15 protein-coding genes are annotated in these 16,887 nt (G+C 68.4%); 3 read left to right on the forward strand and 12 right to left on the reverse strand.

Annotated elements, in window-relative coordinates; translation table 11 throughout:
* Positions 1-7 precede the first annotated feature (7 nt).
* Positions 8-1,549, reverse strand: coding sequence for a xylulokinase (locus QP029_RS11635; RefSeq protein ID WP_284874447.1), 1,542 nt, complete (start codon positions 1,547-1,549; stop codon positions 8-10).
* Between the two features lie 170 nt (positions 1,550-1,719).
* Between QP029_RS11635 and QP029_RS11640 the strand changes: the two genes are divergently transcribed.
* Entirely contained in the window at positions 1,720-2,268 is a 549-nt protein-coding gene (locus tag QP029_RS11640) for a hypothetical protein (protein ID WP_284874448.1), read from the forward strand.
* Here QP029_RS11640 and hisS read toward each other — a convergent pair.
* From hisS to tpx, 3 genes are read right to left on the reverse strand one after another with little or no spacing between them, the layout of a single operon-like run.
* Positions 2,265-3,542, reverse strand: coding sequence for a histidine--tRNA ligase (gene hisS / locus QP029_RS11645; RefSeq protein WP_284874449.1), 1,278 nt, complete (start codon positions 3,540-3,542; stop codon positions 2,265-2,267). The two genes, QP029_RS11640 and hisS, sit on opposite strands and share 4 nt — an antisense overlap.
* A 21-nt stretch (positions 3,543-3,563) precedes the next feature.
* Positions 3,564-4,202: an MBL fold metallo-hydrolase gene (locus QP029_RS11650; RefSeq protein WP_284874450.1), complete on the reverse strand. Its 639-nt coding sequence runs from the start codon at positions 4,200-4,202 to the stop codon at positions 3,564-3,566.
* A 3-nt stretch (positions 4,203-4,205) separates the two neighbouring features.
* Complete coding sequence (gene tpx, locus QP029_RS11655; RefSeq protein ID WP_284874451.1) at positions 4,206-4,700, reverse strand: thiol peroxidase; 495 nt, start codon at positions 4,698-4,700, stop codon at positions 4,206-4,208.
* 92 nt (positions 4,701-4,792) lie between these two features.
* Between tpx and QP029_RS11660 the strand changes: the two genes are divergently transcribed.
* On the forward strand, positions 4,793-5,644 hold the full coding sequence (locus QP029_RS11660; RefSeq protein ID WP_284874452.1) for a peptidylprolyl isomerase: 852 nt from the start codon (positions 4,793-4,795) through the stop codon (positions 5,642-5,644).
* Between the two features lie 182 nt (positions 5,645-5,826).
* Positions 5,827-6,195: a hypothetical protein gene (locus tag QP029_RS11665; RefSeq protein ID WP_284874453.1), complete on the forward strand. Its 369-nt coding sequence runs from the start codon at positions 5,827-5,829 to the stop codon at positions 6,193-6,195.
* 62 nt (positions 6,196-6,257) lie between these two features.
* Here the strand turns inward: QP029_RS11665 and QP029_RS11670 are convergent, their stop codons facing one another.
* The 8 genes from QP029_RS11670 to secD form a co-directional block, all read right to left on the reverse strand.
* Positions 6,258-6,794 carry a DUF421 domain-containing protein gene (locus tag QP029_RS11670; protein WP_432418681.1) on the reverse strand — a complete coding sequence of 179 codons (537 nt, stop codon included), beginning with the start codon at positions 6,792-6,794 and terminating at the stop codon, positions 6,258-6,260.
* 18 nt (positions 6,795-6,812) lie between these two features.
* Positions 6,813-7,157, reverse strand: a complete 345-nt coding sequence (locus QP029_RS11675) for a nuclear transport factor 2 family protein (protein ID WP_284874454.1) — start codon at positions 7,155-7,157, stop codon at positions 6,813-6,815.
* 9 nt (positions 7,158-7,166) lie between these two features.
* A complete protein-coding gene (locus QP029_RS11680; RefSeq protein WP_284874455.1) occupies positions 7,167-9,212 on the reverse strand; it encodes a bifunctional metallophosphatase/5'-nucleotidase in 2,046 nt (681 codons plus the stop codon).
* 157 nt (positions 9,213-9,369) lie between these two features.
* Positions 9,370-11,658, reverse strand: coding sequence for a RelA/SpoT family protein (locus QP029_RS11685; RefSeq protein ID WP_284874456.1), 2,289 nt, complete (start codon positions 11,656-11,658; stop codon positions 9,370-9,372).
* On the reverse strand, positions 11,655-12,215 hold the full coding sequence (locus QP029_RS11690; protein ID WP_284874457.1) for an adenine phosphoribosyltransferase: 561 nt from the start codon (positions 12,213-12,215) through the stop codon (positions 11,655-11,657). The genes QP029_RS11685 and QP029_RS11690 overlap by 4 nt, the downstream gene beginning before the upstream one ends.
* The gene (locus QP029_RS11695; protein WP_284876241.1) at positions 12,187-13,794 is read right to left on the reverse strand and encodes an ABC transporter substrate-binding protein; all 1,608 of its coding nucleotides are present in this window, start codon (positions 13,792-13,794) and stop codon (positions 12,187-12,189) included. Before QP029_RS11695 ends, QP029_RS11690 begins: the two co-directional genes overlap by 29 nt.
* Positions 13,795-13,897: 103 nt before the next feature.
* On the reverse strand, positions 13,898-15,016 hold the full coding sequence (gene secF, locus QP029_RS11700) for a protein translocase subunit SecF (protein WP_284874458.1): 1,119 nt from the start codon (positions 15,014-15,016) through the stop codon (positions 13,898-13,900).
* Complete coding sequence (gene secD / locus QP029_RS11705; RefSeq protein WP_284874459.1) at positions 15,017-16,840, reverse strand: protein translocase subunit SecD; 1,824 nt, start codon at positions 16,838-16,840, stop codon at positions 15,017-15,019. It lies immediately after the preceding gene.
* Positions 16,841-16,887: the final 47 nt, after the last annotated feature.

The following is a 16,887-nucleotide window of genomic DNA, read 5'->3' on the forward strand; positions in this document are numbered from 1 at the left end:
GTTTCTCCTAGAGGTGTCGAAGTTGGCGGACGGAGGCGAAGACCTCCTGCATCGGCCCGGCGAGCAGCCGGGTGCGGATCTCGGCGGCCCGCCGGTAGATCTCGTGGGCGTCCTCGTCCGTTGTGACGGTCTCCCCACCGGAGGTCCAGTCGGCGAGCTGGGCCGCCATGTCCGAGGTGAGCCCGAGGGCCTGGTTGACCAGCGCGGCATTGGCCAGGGGTGGGCCGTCGACGCGGTGGGGTCGCCGCCACGGCACGCCGGTGACGTCCGCCTTGATCTGATTCCACACCGTACTCCCCGCCCCACCACCGGTGACCAGGACTTCGGAGAGGTCGACGCCGCCGCGTTCGACGACCCCCAGGGTGGCGGCGTACTCGAAGGCGACGGCCTCGAGGGCGCTGCGCCACAGGCGGGCGGTGTCGGTGCCGGAATCCATGCCGAGCCAGGTACCGGAGGCATGCGGGCTGTCCGGGTTGCCGCCGGCCAGGTACGGCAGGAAGAGCACACCGTCCGAGCCGGGGGCGACCTGCTCGGCGAGTGCGTCGAAGGTGGCGTAGATGGAGTCGTCCCCGTCCAGGCGGGCCACGTGGTCGCGGAACCAGCGCAGGGAGAGCCCGCCGGCGCGGATGTACCCCCAGTAGATGGCCTGCCCCGGCAGGGTGCCCAGGCTGAAGAGCATGCCGGGCATGTCGGTGACCTCGGGGATGATCCCGTCGACGCCGACGGTGAGGATGCTTGTCGTACCGGCCGAGTCGGTGGCCTGGCCGGTGTCGGTCATGCCGGTGGCCAGGGTGGACTGCATGACATCCCCGGCGCCGGCGATGACGGGGGTGCCCTCGGGCAGGCCGGTCCGGTCGGCGGCCTCGGCGGTGACGTGACCGATGACGCTGTCGGAGGGGACGACCCGGGGAAGGATGTCGGTGGGCAGGCCGAAGGCGGCGAACTGGCGTGGGGAGAAGTCACCGGTGGCGTAGTCCCAGCCGACCATCCACCCGGAGACGTGGGTGGGGTCGGTGACCATCTCCTGCTGGGTCAGGCCGGCCAGCCGCGCGGAGACATAGGGCGCCACGGAGACGCTACGGGCGACGCGGTCGAACACCTCGGGGCGGTGGTCGCGGATCCACTGCAGCTGGAAGGGGGCGGCGTAGGCGTCGAGGGTGGAGGTACCGGACTCGGTGAGCCACAGCGGTTCCAGGTCGCGGGCGGCGGCCGCGGCATGCCCCTCGGCGCGGGTGTCCAGGCTGGTGATCACCGGGTGGAGGATCTGGCCGTCCTCGTCAAGCAGGACCTGGCCGACGAGGATGCCGGACAGGGCGATGCCGGCGACCTCGGAGCGGTGGATTCCGGCGGCGACGGCGTCATCGAGCGCGTCCGCGATGGCGGCGAAGGCAGCGGTGACAAGGTGCTCAACGTCCATCTCCGCGCGGCCGGGGCCGAGGTAGTCGATGGTGTGCGGGGCATACGCCTTACCCACCTGCACCCCGTCGGCGGTGTACACCCCCGCCTTGCTGCCCTGCGTTCCGACATCCACTCCGACGGTGACGGTCATGCGTGCTCCTTGGTCCCTGGGGGAGGTCAATGATCCGTCCACGCTAACAGCAGCAATGGTGTCACCAGAACTTCCCCGGAGATTATTATTCAGCCGGCCCGGATGAGAGTTTCCTCAGACGACCGCTGCCACGGTTGCCGGCGACCGATAGGTGGACAACAGTGGCGGGCATGAACCGCAGCCTCCTCCCCCTGGCCACCGCCCTGCTCCACGCCACCACCGCTGCCCCTGCTTCTGAGGCCGGCACCCTGCCGGCCCTGCCCCGCACCGCCATGAGCGTCGACCACCCGGCCACCGGCTTCCACGCCGGCACCGGCAACGAACACGAGTCCCGACCCGCGCTCTCGCTGATCAAGCTCTACCTCGCCGACTACGTCCTGTCCCACGGCGATCCGGCGGACGCGGAGAAGGCCCGTCACATGGTGCGCACCTCCGATGATGCGACGGCCTCCGAGCTGCAGGCCCGCTATCCCGGCGCCATCCGCCACACCGCCGACTACTACGGACTCCGGGCGACGACGGAGGCCCCGCACTGGGGCAACTCGACGACGTCGACGGCGGACGTCACCACCTTCCTGCTGGCCAAGCAGCGGCAGAACCCGCAGGATCCCGTGCTCGTCGAGATGACACGGGCCGCCCTGCCCGCAGACCCGGTGCGTCAGGCCCGGGACACGTTCAACGAGAACGTCGCCGCACTGCGCGCACTGCTGCCCGACTAGGTCAGGCGGCGACCCAGCTCCGCGACGACCTCGTCGAGTGCGACGCCCGCCTGGTCATGGGAGCCGAGGTCCTTGACCTGGACCTGGCCGTCGGCAAGTTCGGACTCGCCGAGGACGAGGGCGAAACGGGCACCGGCGCGGTCCGCGCCCTTCATCGCGCCCTTGAGGCCGCGGTCGCCGTAGGACATGTCGACGGCGATGCCGGCGGCACGCAGGTCGTTGATGAGCCGGGCCATGCGCCTCTTGGCCTCCGCACCGAGGGCGACCCCGTAGACGTCGACGCGACGGTCCACGCCGTCGAGGACCACGCCCTCGGCCTCGAGTGCCAGGACGGTGCGGTCGACGCCGAGGCCGTAGCCGATGCCGGACAGGTCCTGCCCGCCGAGCTGTGCCATGAGGCCGTCGTAGCGGCCGCCGCCGCCGATGCCGGACTGGGCGCCGAGGCCGTCGTGGACGAACTCGAAGCAGGTCTTGGTGTAGTAGTCCAGGCCACGGACCATGCGGGGGTTGATCACGTAGGGGACGGACATGTCGTCGAGAAGCCCGGTGACGGTCTCGAAGTGCTCGCGGGACTCGGCCGAGAGGTGGTCGAGCATGAGCGGGGCGTCGGCGGTCATCTCCTGGACCTCCGGGCGCTTGTCGTCGAGCACGCGCAGCGGGTTGAGCTCCGCGCGTTTGCGGGTCTCCTCGTCGAGGGGCAGGGTGAAGAGAAACTGCTGCAGCTTCTCCCGGTAGGCGGGGCGGCAGGTGTGGTCACCCAGGCTGGTCAGTTCCAGGCGGAATCCGGTCAGGCCGAGGGAACGGTAGGAGCGGTCGGCCAGTGCGACGATCTCGGCGTCGAGGGCCGGGTCATCGACACCGATCGCCTCGACGCCGACCTGCTGCAGCTGGCGGTAGCGGCCGGCCTGGGGACGCTCATAACGGAAGAAAGGGCCCGCGTAGTTGAGCTTGACGGGCAGCTGGCCCCGGTCGAGGTTGTGCTCGATGACCGCGCGCATGACACCTGCGGTGCCCTCGGGACGCAGGGTGACGGAGCGGTCGCCCCGGTCGGCGAAGGTGTACATCTCCTTGCTCACCACGTCCGTGGACTCGCCGACGCCGCGGGCGAACAGGGCGGTGTCCTCGAAGATCGGCAGCTCGATGTGCTGGAAGCCGGCCAGGTGGGCCTGGTGGATCAGGGTGTCGCGCACCTTGAGGAACACCGGGGACACCGGGGGGACGTAGTCCGGGACACCCTTGGGTGCGGACAGGGCCTGAAACTTCTTCTCACTCACGGGTACTCACAGTACCCGTCGTCACCGGAGGTTCCGCAGGAAGGGGTTGCCGGATCGCTCAGCCCGCATGGAGGTGACCCCGCCGTGGCCGGGCAGCAGTTGCAGCGCATCCGCCATCTCCCACACGGGCCCGCGCAGACTGGCGTCCATCGCGGCCGGGTCGGAGTGCGGCAGGTCGGTGCGCCCGATCGACCCCTGGAACAGCACGTCACCGGTGAAGGCGAACTCGTCGGCGATGAGCAGCACGCTGCCGGGGGAATGCCCCGGGGCATGGCGCACGAGCGTATCGACGCCAGCGAGGGTCACTCTCTGCCCGTCCTGCAGCGACCGCAGGTCGCTGACGGGCGTCATGTTCGCGGCGTCGAAAAGAATCTGCGACTGCGGTGACACCCCCTCCCCGCCCTCGAGCATGAACGCGTCGGCGGGGTGGATGTACACCGGCACCGAGAACCGGCGCGCCAGCTGGCCCGCGTCCCGGGTGTGGTCGATGTGGCCGTGGGTGAGCACGACCGCCTCCAGCTCCAGGCCGTGCTCCTCGAGCAGGTCGACCACCCGGTCGTGGGTGTGCATGCCGGGGTCAATGACCACCGCGGACCCGTCCCCGGCCAACAGGTAACAGTTGGTCTGGTACGGGCCCGCGGCGAAACCGTAGAGCTGCATTGCCTAGAGGGCGTTGACGGCGGCGTCGTAGTCCGGCTCGTCGGTGATCTCCTCGACCAGCTGGGTGTAGATGACCTTGCCGTTCTCGTCGGCGACGACGACGGAGCGGGCGAGCAGGCCCTCCAGCGGGGAACCCTGCAGGGTCACGCCGAAGTCCTCACCGAAGGAGGAACGGAACGCGGAGGCGGCAATCGCGTTCTCGATGCCCTCGGCGGCGCAGAAACGCTCCTGGGCGAAGGGCAGGTCCTTGGAGACGTTGAGGACGACGGTGTTGTCCAGGGAAGTCGCCCGCTCGTTGAACTCACGGACGGACGCCGCGCACACGCCGGTGTCCAGGGAGGGGAAGATGTTGAGCACGACCCGCTTGCCGGCGAAGTCACCCGGGGTGACGTCCGCGAGATCGGTGCCGACCACGGTGAAGTCAGGGAGCTGGTCCCCCACCTGGGGAAGCTCGCCGACGGTGGTGGTTGCGTTGTTCTTGAAGGTTACGTTAGCCATGCCACAAGCGTAGAGATCATTCCGCCCGCCTGCCAGGGCGCTAGACTGTGCCACTGTCCGTACATCCGTCGACGCCTGAGGAAGATCAACCGGTGACCAGCAACAAGAAACGCGGCGAGGACGCCCTCGCCCAGCTCGACCGCGAACTCAAGTCCCGCGACCGCGCCGAAAAGTCCAAGCCCATCAAGGTCGCCCTGGCCGCAGCCGTGGCCATCGTGGTCATCGTCGCCGGCATCTGGTTCCTGGCCACCCGCTCCTCCGACGAGGAGATCACCGCCTCCGAGGAGTCGACCGAGGCCACCACCCCGGAGACCCCGGAGATGGAGCCGCTGGCCATGACCCGCGCGCAGCCCCTGCCGGAGACCGTCACCTGCGAGTACCCGGAAGCGGGCGAGGCCTCCCGCGACGCCGGCACCCCGCCGACCGAGAACATCCCCACCACCGGCACGCTCAACGTCACCCTGGCCACCAACCAGGGTGAGATCGGCATGGAGCTCGACCGCACCACCGCCCCCTGCACCGTCAACGCCATCGAGCACCTGGTGGACAACGGCTACTACGACGACACCGTCTGCCACCGCCTGACCACCTCCGGCATCTTCGTCCTCCAGTGCGGTGACCCGTCCGGCGCCGGCTCCGGTGGCCCGGGCTTCCAGTTCGCCAACGAGTACCCGACCGACGAGCTCGAGGGCGAGGCCACCTCCCCGGTCATCTACCCGCGCGGTTCCATCGCCATGGCGAACGCGGGTGCCGACACCAACGGTTCCCAGTTCTTCCTCAACTACGAGGACTCTCCCCTGGCCCCGAACTACACCTACTTCGGCCAGATCTCCGAGGAGGGCCTGGCCACCCTCGACGGCATCGCCGAGACCGGTGTCGAGGGCGGTGCCGGTGACGGTGCCCCCGCCGAGGAGGTCCGCATCGAGACCGCCTCCCTGACTTAACAGGTCAACTTCAGCTGACTCTCAGACGGGACCCGCCCACGTGGGCGGGTCCCGTTCTTTCACACACGTCACAGCAGTAACAGTTTTGACAGCAAATTGTAATGTCACTGTTGCAAACCCTTGATGCGCCGGTTAATCTGTCCCATGTCATCGCGATCCTTCTCCTCTAAGGAATCAATTACATGAAGCTCTTCTCCCGCAAGGCCCTCGCCGCCGTTGCCACCACCGCTGCCCTGACCGTCTCCGGCATGACCGCCCCGGCCTTCGCTGAAGATGCTCCGGCCAACTCCGAGGTCAACACCTCCCAGGAGGCCGGCGAGGGCACCGGCACCGAGGACGGCGGCTCCGACAACGACGGCACCGAGGGCGACGACACCCCGGCTCCGGCTCCGGCCGACAACTCCTCCTCCTTCGGCAGCTCCTCCAACGAGAACGGCGAGGGCTCCTCCGACGACCTCGAGGCCAAGGAGATCCGCGAGTGGATCGGCGTCTTCACCGCCATCATCGGCGCCCTCTCCACCGTCTTCGTCTTCGCCCAGCGCATCATGTAAGACCTCCTACTGCCCCGGCAGTAACGTAAACCGCCTCCCCCACGGGAGGCGGTTTTTTTGAATCAGCCCAGGCGGTCGGCCCCACGAACGTTGCGGAGTACGTCCCTGTCCAGCGGTTGACCGGTCCTGATGATGGAGAGAGTGCCGGTGGGTTCGAGGATCATCGCCTGGACACCGTCGAGGCTGCCCAGGCCGGCACGGCGCACCGCGGAGTAGACGTCGGTGCGACTGACGTGGCAGCGTCGCATGTTCTCCGGCAGGAGCTGTCCGTCGGCGACGACGAGGACGGGGCTGCGGTCCAGGCGCCTGCCCCACCCGGTGTAGCGGCGGAGGGTGCCGAAGGCGGCTTCGAGAAGCATGAGGGTGAACAGTCCGATGAGGCCGGCGGCGAGGGTCGGCGGGTGGCCGAGGATGACACGCCCGCCCACAGCACCGAACATGATGACCACGACGGCGTCGGAGGCCGTCATGGAGCTCAAGACCCGGGAGCCGAAGATCTTCACCAGGACCATGAATCCGAGATAGATCCCGATCGCAGAGAGGACGACGACCGGAATCCGCCGGGGTTCGATGCTGAGTTCAGTGATCAGGAAGTCCACAGCCTCCGAGGGTACGCGTCAGAGCACCGTGCCCTGGTGGTACACCTGCTGCCACCGCCCAGCCGCCCGTAGCCACAGCGAGGTTCTCCTGGCCCGACGCCCCTGCTGTTCTGACACCCAGAAGACCTGGATGATCTCCGGGGTCAGTGCCCTCGCCGCCAGGTGGGACATCCGAATGTCATCACCCGACTCGTGGGAGAGCAGATTGAGGATCGCTTCCCTGTCCCACTGACGCCCGGAGGCACCGATCTCGAGGAAGTCGGGGGCCAGCAGTTCCCTGAGTCGGTCGACGTCACCTCGCACGGCAGGTGTCTGCAGCTCGCGTTCCAGATCGAGGACGTGATCGAGGTCGGGGTGGGGCATGCCGTGATTCTACGGGTTGAGCAGCGCGTTGATCTGGGCCTCGATCTGGGAGGTCACACCCGCGAACAGTTCGGGGGCGAAGAACTGGACACCGCCGAGGATGCCGGCGACGGCCGCGAGGATGGCGACGATTCCGGCGGCGGAGCTGCCGGCGGAGGAACCGTCGGAGTCGTCGTCACCTGTGCCGGCGTCGGTGCCGTCGATGGTGACCGGGACGGTGACCTCGGTGCCGGTGTCGGTGGTGATGATGATCTGCTGGGTGCCGGTCAGGCCCTCGGGAATGGTGAGCTCGACGGTCGCGGTGCCGTGCTCGTTGTAGCGGTCGAACTCCGGGATGAACCGCGTGTCAATGTCCGCGGTGCCGGTGGCGTCACCGAGGGTGGCGGTCACGGCGGTGGCCTGGGGTTCGGTCTCGGTGGAGTAGTTGAGCGAGGTGAGGTTGAGGGTGACGGTCTCACCGGCGGCGAGGGTGCCGTCGATGGTCACGCCCACGTCACCCTGGGCGCCGCGGGGCTCGACGGCGGGGTTGGCCTCAAGGTAGTCGGCGAGGGCGGTGACGTCCTTGTAGCCGACGTCTCGGTAGTCGGTGACGTTGGTGAAGGCGTCGAATCCGTCGCCGCCGTCGAAGAGGAAGGAGGACATGGCCACGGAGTAGGTGCGGGCGGGGTCGATGGCCTCGCCGTGGAGGGTGGCCTCGATGACCCGCTCCCCCTGCGGTGCGGTGGGGTCGTAGCTGTAGGAGAAGCCGTCGGAGAAGCCGAGGGCCAGGCGCGGGCGGCTGGCGGCCGCGTCCTTCCACTGCTGCTCCAGGGCGAGGAGGATGTCGGCGCCGGTGAGCTTGCCGACGGCGATGCCGTTGCCGAAGGGCTGGATGTTGAACACGTCGCGGTAGGTGACCTCGCCGGCCGGGAGGTCCTGGCGGACGCCGCCGGCGTTCATGAAGCCGAGGTCGACCTCCTCACCGAGGAAGTCGGCCATGCTGGCGCGGCCGGCTTCGGCGATGAGGTGGTTGAGGGTGGACTCGGACCCGCGGTTGTTGCCGGTTGTGGGGTTGCCGTTCTGGTCGAGGCCGTAGTCGTTGCCGCGGGAGAAGGAGTTGGCCAGGGTGGCGACCTGCTCGGCGCCGAGGACGTCTGCCTGGGTCCGGGCCTGGTCGACGATGGCGGCGACGGTGGCGTCCGGGGTGGCTCCGGTGGCCTGGGCGGCGGCGAGGTCGTACTGGGTGATCTCGGCGGCGGTGATCTCCCGGGTGGTCGGGTTGAAGGTGAAGTCGATGTCGGTGAGGATCTTGCCGTACTCACCGGACTGGGCGGCGATGATCGGGGTCTGGGCCGCGTGGACGACGTGCGAGTCGCCGCCGAAGACGGCGTCGACGTAGTCAGTGTCGAACCCTGCGGCGAGGGAGGCAGCGTCGTCGTGCATGAGGGCGATGACCACGTCGGCCTGGTCACCGTCGATGAGTTCCCGGGCCACCTGGTTGGTCTCGGCGACGGGGTCGCGGAACTCGACGCCCTCGATGGCGGAAGGGGCGACCTTCTTGGCGGTCTGCGGGGTGACGGTGCCGACGAAGGCGATGCGGACGCCGTTGCGCTCCTGGATGTCGTGCGCCGGCAGGATGCGCTCACCGTTGCGGTAGACGTTGGCGCCGAGGATCGGGTAGTCGGAGGCAGGGACGATGCGGTTGCGCAGGTCGTCCTGGCCCTGGTCGAACTCATGGTTGCCCACGGCGGAGACGTCGACACCCGCGGCGTTGAGGGCCTGGAGGGTGTCCTCGTCATTCGAGATGGCGGAGACGAAGTTGGAGCCACCGACGTTGTCGCCCGAAGTGGTGAAGACGTTCTCGTCGCCGTTGATCTGGTTGTTCAGGCCGGCGAGCAGGGCGGCACCGAGGTAACCGTTGTAGTCGTCGAACTCAAGGTAGCCGTGGAAGTCGGTGATGTTGGAGACGGAGAATTCGACGGTCTCCTGGGCGATTGCCGCCGGCGCGAGGGTGAGGGCGACGGACGCGGTGGTCGTGGCGGCGATGAGGCGGCCCAGACGACGGGACTTGTTCACGGGGAACTCCTGGAAATTCTGAGGACTGATATCGGTGATATCTTTCTATCCCTTATCCAGGCATGTCACAGGCTCAGTTAATTCTGCGAACTGGGCCTTCACCTGCGGGCGGACAAGTGTTCACCTCGCGGCCACCCGCGCCACCCCCACATGTGGGTCAGGCGGTGACGCGGTAGACGTCGAACACGCCCTCGGTGTTGCGCAGGGTGGTGAGCAGCTGGCCGAGCTGTTTCGTGTCGGAGACGGTGAACGTCAGCCGGATGGTGGCGATGTGGTCGTCGGCGGCGTGGGAGTTCATCGACATGACCGAGAGTTTCTGGTCGCTGAACACGCGGGTGATCTCGAAGAGCAGGCCCTGACGGTCGAGCGCCTCCAGCTGGAGGGTCGCGGCGAATGCTCCGCCGGAGATCCCCCGCGGTGCCCAGGCCACCGACACCAGGCGGGCCGGTTCGTCGTTGAGTTTGTCGGCGTTGGTGCAGTCGGTGCGGTGGACGGAGACTCCCCCGCCGCGGGTGACGAAGCCGAAGATCTCGTCTCCCGGCACCGGCTGGCAGCACTTGGCCATCTTCGCCATGACGTCGGGGCTGCCCTCGACGAGGATCCCGGTGCCGGCCTCGGAGTCCGCGGCCTTGGCCTGCGAACTGATGAGCTCGGAGATGGGGGCGCGGGCGGCGAGGGCGTCGACGGCGTCGTCCTGGTCGCCGAAGATGGCCATGAGCTGGTTGGCCACGTGCTGGGCGGAGACGTGGCCGGCACCGATGGCGGTGTAGAGGGCGTCGACGTCCGGGTAGTGCAGCTGGGTGGCCACCGTCTTCATGGACTGGGCGGTGAACAGCCGGTGCATGGGCAGGCCGCCACGCTGGACCTCGGCGGCGAGGGCGTCACGGCCGGCGTCGAGGTGCTCCTCGCGGCGTTCCTTGGCGAACCACTGCCGGATCTTCGCCTTCGCCCGCGGGGAGATGACGAAGTCCTGCCAGTCGAGGGAGGGGCCGGCGTTCTCGTCCTTGGAGGTGAACACCTCGACGCGGTCGCCGGACTTGAGGGTCGATTCCAGGGCGACGAGCTTGCCGTTGACCTTGGCACCGATGCACCGGTGGCCGACCTCGGTGTGGACGGCGTAGGCGAAGTCGACCGGGGTGGCGTCGGCAGGCAGGTTGACTACGTCGCCCTTGGGGGTGAACACGAAGATCTGCCGGGCCGTGAGGTCGTAGCGCAGGGAGTCGAGGAACTCGTTGGGGTCCGCGGCCTCCTTCTGCCAGTCGAGCAGCTGGCGCATCCACGCCATCTGGTCGACCTCCTCCCGGTCGCCCTTGTGGGAGCCCTTGGTCTCCTTGTACCGCCAGTGGGCGGCGACGCCGAACTCGGCGTTGTAGTGCATCTCGTGGGTGCGCACCTGCACCTCGAGGGGCTTGCCCTCCAGTGCCATGACGCTGGTGTGGAGCGACTGGTAGACGCCGAAGCGGGGCGAGGAGATGTAGTCCTTGAAGCGGCCCGGGAGGGCGGAGAAGATGGAGTGGACGACACCGATGGCGGCGTAGCAGTTGTTGATGTTGTCCACGAGGATGCGGATGCCCACGAGGTCGAAGATCTCGTCGAAGTCGCGGCCGCGGACGATCATCTTCTGGTAGATCGACCAGTAGTGCTTGGGCCGGCCCATGACGTCGGCCTCGATGTTGTTCTCCCGCAGGGCGGCGGTGACCTGCTCGGTGATGGCCTTGAGAGCCCGGTCGCGCGACGGTGCACGGTCGGCGACGAGGCGGACGATCTCGTCGTACTTCTTCGGGTAGAGGATGGCGAAGGACAGATCCTCCAGCTCCCACTTGACGTTGGCCATGCCCAGGCGGTGAGCCAGCGGCGCGATGACCTCGAGGGTCTGGCGGGCCTTCTTGGCCTGTTTCTCCGGCGGGAGGAAGCGCATGGTGCGCATATTGTGCAGGCGGTCGGCCACCTTGATCACCAGGACGCGGGGGTCCTGGGCCATGGCGACGATCATCTTGCGGATGGTCTCGGCCTCGGCGGCCGCCCCGAGCGCGACCTTGTCCAGCTTGGTCACCCCGTCGACCAGGCGGGCGACCTCGGCGCCGAACTCGTCGGTGAGCTGCTCGAGTCCGTAGTCGGTGTCCTCGACGGTGTCGTGCAGCAGGGCGGCGACGAGGGTGGTGGTGTCCATGCCGATCTCGGCGGCGATGGTGGCCACGGCCAGCGGGTGGGTGATGTACGGATCGCCCGACTTGCGCACCACGCCCTCGTGGAGCCGCTCGGCGGTCTCGTAGGCCCGGGAGAGCACCTCCGCGTCCGCCTTGGGGTGGAACTGGCGGTGGATGGACAGCAGCGGGTCGAGCACCGGGTTCGACTTGACCCGCGTGCCGGTGAGGCTGCGGGCGAGCCGGGCGGACATGCTGCGCACGCCGACGGCGTTGCGGCTGCGGGGGCGTTCCTCGGTCATGCGTTTATCACCACCAGCGGAGCACCGCTGAGGCGGTCACGGCCGCCCAGGGACTCCACCTCCAGGACGACGACGTAGCCGACGACGGTGCCGCCGGAGGCCTGGATGAGATCGCGGGCGGCGAGGAGTGTGCCGCCGGTGGCCAGCACGTCGTCGACAAGCACCACGCGCTTACCGGCCAGGTCCTGCCCGTCCGCGGGGATCTCCAGCGCGGCGCTGCCGTACTCCAGGGCGTACTCCTGGGTGTGCACCGGTGGCGGCAGCTTGCCCTTCTTACGGATGGCGAGGATGCCCAGGCCGAGGTTGTAGGCCACCGCCGAGCCGAGGAGGAAACCGCGGGCGTCGAGACCGCCGATGAGGTCGGCGCCCATGGCCTGGCAGGCGTCGGAGAGTTCGTCGACCACGATGTGGAAGGCGTCGGCGTCGGCGAGCACCGGCGTGAGATCCTCGAACAGGACACCCTCGGCGGGGAAGTCCTGCACGAGGCGGATCTTGTCCGCCAGTGCCTCCCGGGCCGAGTCGTAGCGGTTAGTTCGAGTCTGGGTCTTGTCGAGCATCGTTGTCCTCACTCACGTGCCATCGGTCCATGTTCCAGCCGATGCCGGCCAGTCCCGTGTACACCACCACGTTACCTACTGTGCGGTCGATCACGAATCGTCGGGGCTGCGCTGCGAGCGGGATCATCGGCACCTCCTCCCACAGGGTCGACTCCACCGAGCGGAGGTGGTCGACCTCCGTGGCGCGTGCCGAGGGTGCGTCGATCTCCGCCATCGGGTCGATGCCCATGAGCACCGCGTCGAGCGCCCCCTCGTGGATGATCTGCTCACCCCACCGACCGGTGGTCACGCGGGTGAGATCGGAGAGGCTGCCCGCCTCGGCGGAGGCGTCGACGACGGTGATGCCCGCCGGCTCGCAGGAGGCCCGGATCGCCTCGACCATGGCGGCCTTGCGTTCGTTGACGCCCGGGTACCCGATCCGCACCGTCATTCCCGCGTAGGCCTGCGCGGCCGGGATGTCCACCGCCAGGTGCGGGGTGGTCACGTCGGCGAGATAACCGGCGAGGGGGTCGTGGTGCGGCAGGGAGTTGAGCGTCACCGCGGGCACGTCGATCCCGGACACGCGTGACGACGCCGCCGCCACCGCCGTCTGATCCACACACGCGGCGAACGCGGCGCGCGCCGCGGGATATGCGAACACTCCGGCATCGCCGAGCCGCAGCGTCTCGGTGAGATCACCCACCCCCGCTTCGAGGTCGAAGACGTTGGTGGGGTCGTCCCGGTTGACCCATTCCGGTTCTCCGACCCGCACGTCGGCGATCTGCAGGGCGCCGGATTCCGCCAGCTGGCGCTGATCGGAACCACTCGGCCACACCACGAGCCGGTCAAGACTCGGGGCATCCCCGAAGTAGTGGTCGTTGGGGGCGAGAATGACCTCTCCGGACTCCCCCACCGACTCGATGCGGAAGGGGCCGGAGGACACCTGCAGTTCCGGATCGAACTCGGCCAGGGCGAATCCGTCATGCCAGATGGAGGCCACGTCCTGGAGCATCGCCAGATCATCGTCCCGCAGTGCGCGGTGCATGTCCGTGATGCTCAGTCCCGCCCGCTGGGCGATGACGTGACTGGGCAGGACGGTGCCGGGGCCGAAGACGTGCCGCCAGCGCCCGCCGCCGTCCTCGTCGAAGACGACGGTGAACCGCTTGGCGCCCGGCTGGCAGTCGATCCGCAGGATCTTCTCCGTCAGCGGCAGATGGGACCCGAACAGACCCTCGTGCTGACCGGCCCTGACGTGCAGGAGGAAGTCCGTGCACGTGACCGGGGCGCCGTCGGAGTAGGTGGCGTCCTCGGCGATGGTGTAGATGACCTGCCGGTTCGCCCCGGGAAGCACCTGGGTGCGCACGAGGTCGGTGTTGGGGATCATCTGCCCCGACGGGCCCGGCACGAACACCGCCGGGTACAGCCGGCCGGACAGTGCCTCGGTGTTGGAGGAGGCACCGATGTCGGTCGCGGCGTTCGACGTGATCAGTTCGGTGTCCACCAGGTAGCCGAAATAATCGGTCGACTGCGGTGCCGCGGAATCACCGGAGCCGCCGTCCGCGCCGTCCTGGCCGCCGGTGCACGCGGCGAGGGCGAGCATGCTGACGGCGGTCACTGCCGCGAGGAACCCGCGCCGTGCGCCCACGCTGTCCTGCCTTCGTGCTGGAGGGATATGTGAAGTTCTCAGTATACGACGGCAGACGTCACCGTCGGTCAGGACGCCAGCTGGACCCGGAGGGCCGGGGGGCGGCGACGCTGCGCTTCGGCTCAGTCTCCTCCACCGATTCCGTCTCCCCGGAATCCTCGTCGAGCTCGCCGGCGCGGTAGGCGGCGACCTCCTCGTTGTGCTTCTTCGTGTCCTTGCGTCGGTTGACCAGGCTCACCAGGATCGGGGTGGCCAGGAAGATGGAGGAGAAGATGCCTTCGATGACGCCGATGAGCTGGATGAGGGCGAGGTCCTTGAGGGTGCCCACGCCCATCATCCACACGGCGACGACCATGAGCGCGATGATCGGCAGTGCCGAGATCACTGACGTGGAGATCGAGCGCATGACGGTCTGGTTGACCGCCAGGTTCGCCTCCTCCGCGTAGGTCCGGCGACGGGTGTCCAGATAGCCGGCCGTGTTCTCGCGGACCTTGTCGAAGACGATGACCGTGTCGTAGATGGAGAAGGACAGGACGGTGAGCAGACCGATGACGGTCGCCGGGGACACCTCGAGCCCGAAGAGGGCGTAGATGCCGGCGATGACGACGCCGTCGACAACCAGGGCGATCATCGCGGCGGCGGCCATCTCGCGCTCGAGACGCAGCGCGATGTACAGCGCCGCCAGACCCAGGAACACCGCCATGGCGATGAGCATGCGCTGCGTGATCGTCGAGCCCCAGGACTCGGAGACCGTGGAGTCACCGATGGCGTCCGGGGAAGGTTCGCCGGTGGCGTCGAGCGGCTGGTGCTCCTCGTAGATGGCGGCCCGGGCGGAGTCGACCTGCTCGGTGGTCAGTCGCTCGGAGTTGATCTCCAGGGTGCGGGAGTCACCGGCGCCGACGATCTGGGTGATCTCGGGGGTCACCCCGGTGGCCTCGACGAAGGTCTCCTCGACCTGCTCGGCGACGAGGTCACCGGCGGGCATGTTGAGCTTGGTGCCGCCCTCGAAGTCGATGCTGAGGTCGAATCCGCGGACACCGATCGCCGCAATGGAGATGACGAGCAGTCCGGCGGTAATCCAGTACCAAAGGCGGGAGCGACCGATGAAGTCGACACCGCCCTCGCCGGTGTACAGGCGGTTGATCATGCCTCGGGAGTGGGTGGTTGCGGTGCTCATCTACTTCTCCTCGGGTGCGGCAGTGACGATGGCGGGCGCTTCTTCAGTGGTGCGTGCTTCTCGACGCTGCTGTTCAGCGAGCTCGAAGACCTTGCCCATGCCGTTGACCGACGGCCGGGCGAAGAACGGGCGACGGGCCGCCAGCAGCATGAGCGGAGCGGTGACCAGGAAGGTGACCAGCAGGTCGAACACGGTGGTCAAACCCAGGGTGAAGGCGAAGCCCTTGACCTCGCCGACCGCCAGGAAGTAGATGACCACGGCACCGATGAGGGTGACCATGTTGCCCGTGACGATGGTGCGCTTCGCCCTGTCCCAACCACGCTGGGTGGCGGAACGGAAGGTCCGGCCCTCACGCACCTCATCCTTGACGCGCTCATAGAACACGACGAAGGAGTCGGCGGTGGTGCCGATACCGATGATGAGGCCGGCCACGCCCGAGAGATCGAGCGAGTAGCCGATCCAGCGGCCCAGCAGGATGAGCGAACCGTAGACCAGCAGGCCGGCGGCGCCCAGGGTGATCAGCGAGATGAAGCCGAACATCCGGTAGTAGGCGAAGACGAACACCGCCACCAGGGCCAGGCCCACGAGGCCGGCGACGAGGCCCGCCTGCAGGGAGGCGGCGCCGAGGGAGGCGGGGACGGACTGGGCGGTGCCGCCCGGCTCCCCGTCCTCACCGGCGAAGGACAGTGGCAGCGCGCCGTAGCGGAGGTTGTTGGCCAGCTCCTGGGCCTCCTCCTGGGTGAACTGCCCGGTGATGGAGGTGGCGGAGCCGAAGGGGGTGGCCGACTGGATGACCGGGGCGGAGATGACCCGCGAGTCGAGGGTGATGGCGATCTGGCGCTGCAGGTACTCCTGGGTGAGGTTCGCCCAGGTCTCGGAGCCGTTGGGGGCGCCCTCGGTCTTGAAGGCGAAGTTGATCTCCATCTGGCCGGTCTGCGGGTTGAAGCCACCGGTGATGGGGCGCTCGGTGTCGATCTCGTTGCCGGTCAGGCGCGGGCCCTCCGGGTCCTCGACGCCGCTGAGCAGCGGGGCGGGATCGAGCAGGTAGACCTGGCCGGTGCCGGCCTCACAGGTGACCAGCGGCAGCGACGGGTCGTCGGTGCCGGAGAGCAGGTCGGTCGGGGCGTCACACTGCAGCAGGGTGCTGGCGGCCGCCTGGACCGTCGGGTCGGTGGACTGCCGGTCGGCGCGCAGCGCCTCGGTGGTCTCCTGGCGGCGTTCCGTCGCCTCCAGGGAGTTGGCCGGTTCCGGCAGCGGCTCGGCGGTGACCTCGGGGGCCTCCACCGGGGTGGCGTCCTCGCCCTGCTGCTGGTTGACGGCGTCGATGACCGTGGAGATGGAGGCCTCGGCCTGCTCCGGGGTGACCACACCGAATTCGACCCACCGGTTGGCCATGTCACCGAGCACGTCCGGCAGGCTGGCCATGTCCGGGTTCGCCGGGGTGCCCACCGGGCGGAACAGCAGCTGGGAGGTCTGGCCGACCGCGCGGGCCTGCGAGGTGTCCTCGCCCGGAACGGTGATGACCAGGGTGTTGCCGTCGGAGACCACGCTGGCACCGCTGACACCCATGCCGTTGACGCGGTTTTCCAGGATGACCCGCGCCTGGGAGAGCTGCTCCTGCGTCGGCTCCTCACCCTGCGGGACGAGGGTGACCCGGGTGCCACCCTGCAGGTCGATGCCCAACTTGGGGGACGCCTGCCGGTCGCCGGTGAAGAATACGAGGGCCCAGATCACGGCGAGGGCCAGGACGAACAGGGCCAGCGCGCGCTTCGGCCAGGTCCGCTGACTGCCGCCGGCTGCGGCGCGTCGGTTAGATGCGGTCAATGAGGTAGCTCCTCCGGGAACAGGCCCTCGACTGGGGGCTGATGTGA

The organism is Corynebacterium suedekumii, from assembly GCF_030252185.1.
GTDB classification, from domain to species: Bacteria; Actinomycetota; Actinomycetes; order Mycobacteriales; family Mycobacteriaceae; genus Corynebacterium; species Corynebacterium suedekumii.